Below are 4,448 nucleotides of genomic sequence, written 5' to 3'. Positions count from 1 at the left end.
GAGCCATTGATCGGGGTCAATTGGATAATTGTCCATTCCTTCAGTTCTGACCGTGCCCGGCGCGACACAGTTGAGACGAATTCCAAACTCGGCCCATTCGAACGCAAGCGTTTTCATCATTGATAAAACGCCGCCTCGCGCGGCCGCCGTATGTACGAAGCCGCTCAACCCCGAGCGGACGCAGGCCGTAACGAAAACGATTGATCCGCCATGATCGAACATGAAGTGATCCGCGACGGCCTTGGTCATTTGCCACGATCCGATAAGATTGTTGCGGATCACAGTTTCGAAGCCTTTGTTGTTGAGTTCGCGCGCTGGTGTGACGAATTGCCCACCGGCGTTGTTGACGAGAATATCAAGGCGGCCAAAGTCTTTCTTGATACGCTGCATGGCGAAATCGATCTGTTCAGGTGCGCGAATATCAGCGGGAACAGCCACCACTTTCCTTCCTAGCTGGCGTATGAACTCCGCACAGTTCTCTATGGGCTCAGCCCGACGTCCGATTAGCGCAATATCTGCACCGCTCCGCGCCATCTCGACGGCAGTCGCGCGGCCCATACCCGTGCCCCCACCGGTTACCAGCGCAACTTGGCCTTTCAACAGGTCTGATGCAAAACGCATAGGCGGGAGCGGAGACATGGCTGTTCCAATTATTTTCTGTTGCTTTCGTGTGTGTCGACGATATTCTAACAGATGTTAGAAAGTGACGGAAGCAAAACAAGATGTCTGACGCCAACCCGGTTGTTTATTCGCGCGAAGATGGCATCGTGACAATTACCATCGACCGGCCGGAGCGCAAAAACGCGCTATCAATTGAAGCGATGAATGCTTTAACCGATGCGTGGGAACGCGTCGAAAAAGATATGCAGGCGCGGGTAGTGATTTTGACTTCCACCGATTGCGGTGTGTTCTCCGCCGGCCTGGACCTCAAGCAAGCTAGTGAGATCCGCGCTCGCGATGGTGTCGATATTTTGACATTGATGCGCGATCCTTTGCAGACCGCAATGCGAAAAGTGTCGAAGCCGATCATCGCTGCGATGACTGGCTCATTAATGGCCGGTGGTATGCTCCTAGCTATCAAGTCCGATCTGAGGATCGGCCTTCGCGGGACCCGAGCCGGGATCACCGAGGTTAAAATGGGGCGAGGTTCGCCTTGGGCGGTGCCCTTGCTGTGGATGCTCCCGCAATCGTTGGTCATGGAGCTCGTGATTACCGGAGAAACGATGCCTATCGAGCGTCTCGCGGAGCATGGCTTTGTCAATTACCTCGAAGATACGCCGGATGCAGTTCGGGCTCGCGCGTTGCAATTGGCTCGCGGGATCGTTGAGGGAGCGCCACTGTCGGTTTCAGCCGCGAAAGCCAGCTTGCTTGCAGCAATGGATCTCGGTTGTGCCGAAGGACTTCTCGAAGCCAATCGGCTGCACGTGCAGGCGTACGCTAGTGAGGACGCGATCGAGGGCCCCAAAGCTTTCTCGGAGAAGCGTAAGCCAGTTTGGCAGGGCAAATAGATGTCAGGGTTTCTTCACGCCGTCAAAAATCAAGAGTTCGGTGCGACGTGCGAGCTTCAGAACCGCATCCTTGCTGTCGAGGCTGAACCATTCGATTGTCCAATTCAGAGCCCCGATTACAAAAATGCGGAGCGGCACGATCTCTATGTCCGCCCGTATCTCGCCAGCGCGCCGTGCGTCGAGAAAGAGTTTGTCCCAGTACTTGGCATAGGCTCGGCGCAAAGGCCGGTGCGGCTTTTTCAGCGATTCGGGAAGTTGGCCGTAGATCCGGATGTTAGCGGATGTGAAATCGCTGTCTTCCAGCAAAGCGACCAGATGTGCTTCGATGGCCAACCCAATCTTGCGCCTATGAGAGACATCGCCGGCGTCTCGGTGCGCTTTTTTGACTGCTTCAAAAACCCGCAGCAACCCGAGATGGAGCACCTCGTCGAGAATTTGCTCTTTGGAATCGAAGTAGTAATAGACGCTTCCGGCTTTGATCTCAGCAATCTCAGCGATCTGGCGCAAAGTCGTGGCCGAGTAGCCTTGGCGACGAAATAATCTTGCTGCCGCTTCAAGGATCGAGTCGCGTGATTTTTCGGATTTCGAGATGATCGCAGCGGAAGACTGCTTCGATGACGCGGCCGACCTTTTTGCCAGACGGTCTGGTGCATGTTTAGCGACATCCTTTGGGGGACGCTTTTGAGATTTGGAAACCAAAGGAGACCGCCGTGCGTGATAAATGTCAGAGCTTAGTATGAAAGAAACTAATGCCGCAGACCACCAAGTTCGTCAATCGTCCCGGGATGCGGAATGCACCTTGGAAGATTTAGACCTCTAACGAATGGCGGCCTGTGCTGTTCGACAGAATTATACTTAAACAAGCGGATTGGGAGGACGACGGCATGCGCGGACTTGATGGACGACGAGTGATTCTGACCGGGGGAGCCAGTGGTATCGGGCGAGCGACAGCGTTGCGGCTTGCCGATGAAGGCTGTGTCGTCGGTGTGTTCGATCAGAATCTGAATGGAGCCGAAGAAACAGCGCGGCTAAGCCAAAGTAAGAAGGGCAAAGTGCTTGCTTTTCAGGTTGATATCACCGATCGCGATGCTGTCGAAACTGCAACAAATAGCTTCGAGGCCACGGTCGGTCCAACCGAATTGCTCGCAAATGTCGCGGGCTGGGACGTGCCGGTTCCATTTCTTGATACCGATCGGGCGTTTTGGGATAAGGTAGTCGGCATCAATCTCTATGGACCGCTTAATTTGCACCACGTTGTTGTTAAGCGGATGGTCGAGCGCGGCTTCGGACGCGTGGTAAACGTTGCATCGGATGCGGGCCGGGTCGGATCATCGGGAGAGGCCGTTTATTCCGCCTGCAAAGGCGGACTAATCTCCTTTACCAAAACAGTCGCGCGCGAGCTCGCAAGAAAGAATATCATCTTGAATGTCGTGTGTCCGGGTCCCACCGACACGCCGTTGTTCGAAGCATTCACCAACAGTTCGCCGACGGGTGGAAAGATCGCGGAAGGGCTCGCTCGCGCCATTCCGTTGAGACGGCTCGGCCAGCCAGACGACTATCCCGGCATGATCGCGTTTCTATTAAGCGACGATGCGGGGTTCATTACGGGGCAAACGATCAGCGTGTCCGGCGGGTTGACTATGCACGGTTGATGTACGTTGAGGAATATACGATGAGGAGTTTCACCCTTGGCGACGTCTATCGCCGTAACGCATTGCGTTTCCCCGACCGGGCAGCCTTCATAATCGAGGGAAGGCGGATCACCCATTCGGACTACCTTTATAGGATACAACGATTAGCCGCAGGTCTCGCGGAGCGTGGCGTGAGCTCAGGCGATCGTGTCGGAATTGTTTCGCAGAATTGTCTTGAGATGATCGAGTTGATCGGAGCAACCGCTCTGCTCGGGGCGATCCTGCTACCAGTCAATTACCGACTGCAGCCAGATGAAATCGCGTATGTTCTTGCCGACGGTTCACCAGTGATCGTCGTCGCCGGTGAACACCACCACGACACGATCGTTGGTTTGCGGCAATCTTTGCCGACAGTGGAGCATTACTTCGCTATCGGTCAGGAGAGCCCATATCTTACGCCGTTCGCGCAATTATCAACGAACAACACTTCGCTTCCGTTTTCTGCGATCGATGCCAACGACGGCTTTATCATAATACATACCGCCAGTGTCGGCGGCCGTCCGCGCGGAGCGTTGCTGTCGCAGATGAACTTGTTGACCGCGCATAGCTCGCTTATCGACATTTGGCAACTGACTGAGCAAGACGTTAGCCTCGGAGTGCTGCCGCTATTTCATATTGCTGGTCTTGGTCTAATGCTGGCGACACAGCAAGCTGGCGGGGCCAGCGTGATTGCTACGAAGTTCGACGCAGCGGAAGCGATCCGCGATATTGTCGCTGAAAAGATCACCATCATGTCGGAGTTTGCGCCGATGTTGGGAAGCATTCTAGATCTGGCTACTCCTGGACAACTATCATCGCTTCGAGCCGTCACCGGACTGGATTCGCCCGAGACGATCGAGCGGTTCGAGCGCGAGTGTCCCGGCGCGGTATTCTGGGTCACGTTCGGGCAGTCTGAAACGTCAGGTCTCGCAACGCTCTCGCGATATCGAGATCGCCCGAAATCTGCCGGCCGACCCATGTTCTGGAGAAGCTTGGCGATCGTTGATAGTGAAGATTCTCTAAAGCAAACGGGAGAAGCTGGTGAGATCGTTGTTTGTGGCCCAACCGTTTTTTTAGGATACTGGGGTCTCGCAACAGACACGGACTACACGCTTCGGAATGGCTGGCACCACACGGGTGACATTGGATATCTCGATGCCGACGGTTATCTTTTTTACGTCGGTCGAATGCCGGAAAAACAATTGATTAAAACCGGTGGCGAAAATGTCTATCCTGCTGAAGTCGAGAACGCGATACGCAAACATCCAGC

At 54.7% G+C, this 4,448-nt stretch carries 5 protein-coding genes; 3 read left to right on the top strand and 2 right to left on the bottom strand.

Going from position 1 to position 4,448, the window contains the following annotated elements; genetic code table 11:
- A partial coding sequence (locus ACIQ17_RS31185; protein ID WP_398473366.1) for an SDR family NAD(P)-dependent oxidoreductase occupies positions 1–621 on the bottom strand: 621 nt, incomplete at its 3' end.
- 101 nt (positions 622–722) lie between these two features.
- Between ACIQ17_RS31185 and ACIQ17_RS31180 the strand changes: the two genes are divergently transcribed.
- Positions 723–1,508 carry an enoyl-CoA hydratase/isomerase family protein gene (locus ACIQ17_RS31180; protein ID WP_398473365.1) on the top strand — a complete coding sequence of 262 codons (786 nt, stop codon included), beginning with the start codon at positions 723–725 and terminating at the stop codon, positions 1,506–1,508.
- 3 nt (positions 1,509–1,511) lie between these two features.
- Here ACIQ17_RS31180 and ACIQ17_RS31175 read toward each other — a convergent pair whose 3' ends face one another.
- The gene (locus tag ACIQ17_RS31175) at positions 1,512–2,207 is read right to left on the bottom strand and encodes a TetR/AcrR family transcriptional regulator (protein ID WP_398473364.1); all 696 of its coding nucleotides are present in this window, start codon (positions 2,205–2,207) and stop codon (positions 1,512–1,514) included.
- 185 nt (positions 2,208–2,392) lie between these two features.
- On the opposite strand from ACIQ17_RS31175, the gene ACIQ17_RS31170 reads away from it, so the two are divergent.
- Together ACIQ17_RS31170 and ACIQ17_RS31165 are read left to right on the top strand one after the other, a co-directional pair.
- Positions 2,393–3,160 (top strand): SDR family oxidoreductase, encoded by a 768-nt coding sequence (locus ACIQ17_RS31170; protein ID WP_233023686.1) that lies wholly within the window; start codon positions 2,393–2,395, stop codon positions 3,158–3,160.
- Positions 3,161–3,180: 20 nt separating this feature from the next.
- Positions 3,181–4,448, top strand: a 1,268-nt coding sequence (locus ACIQ17_RS31165; protein WP_398473362.1) for an AMP-binding protein, incomplete at its 3' end; no start/stop codon positions are given.

Origin of the sequence: Tardiphaga sp., from assembly GCF_044340795.1 — a bacterium.
Classification (GTDB): Bacteria; Pseudomonadota; Alphaproteobacteria; order Rhizobiales; family Xanthobacteraceae; genus Tardiphaga.
Note: the sequence above shows the minus strand (reverse complement) of the source record. Positions and strands in the feature narration are given on the sequence as shown.

Bases quoted from the DNA above. Each gene is read 5' to 3' on its own strand.
- ACIQ17_RS31180 (WP_398473365.1), top strand. From the start codon at position 723: ATGTCTGACGCCAACCCGGTTGTTTATTCGCGCGAAGATGGCATCGTG.
- ACIQ17_RS31170 (WP_233023686.1), top strand. From the start codon at position 2,393: ATGCGCGGACTTGATGGACGACGAGTGATTCTGACCGGGGGAGCCAGT.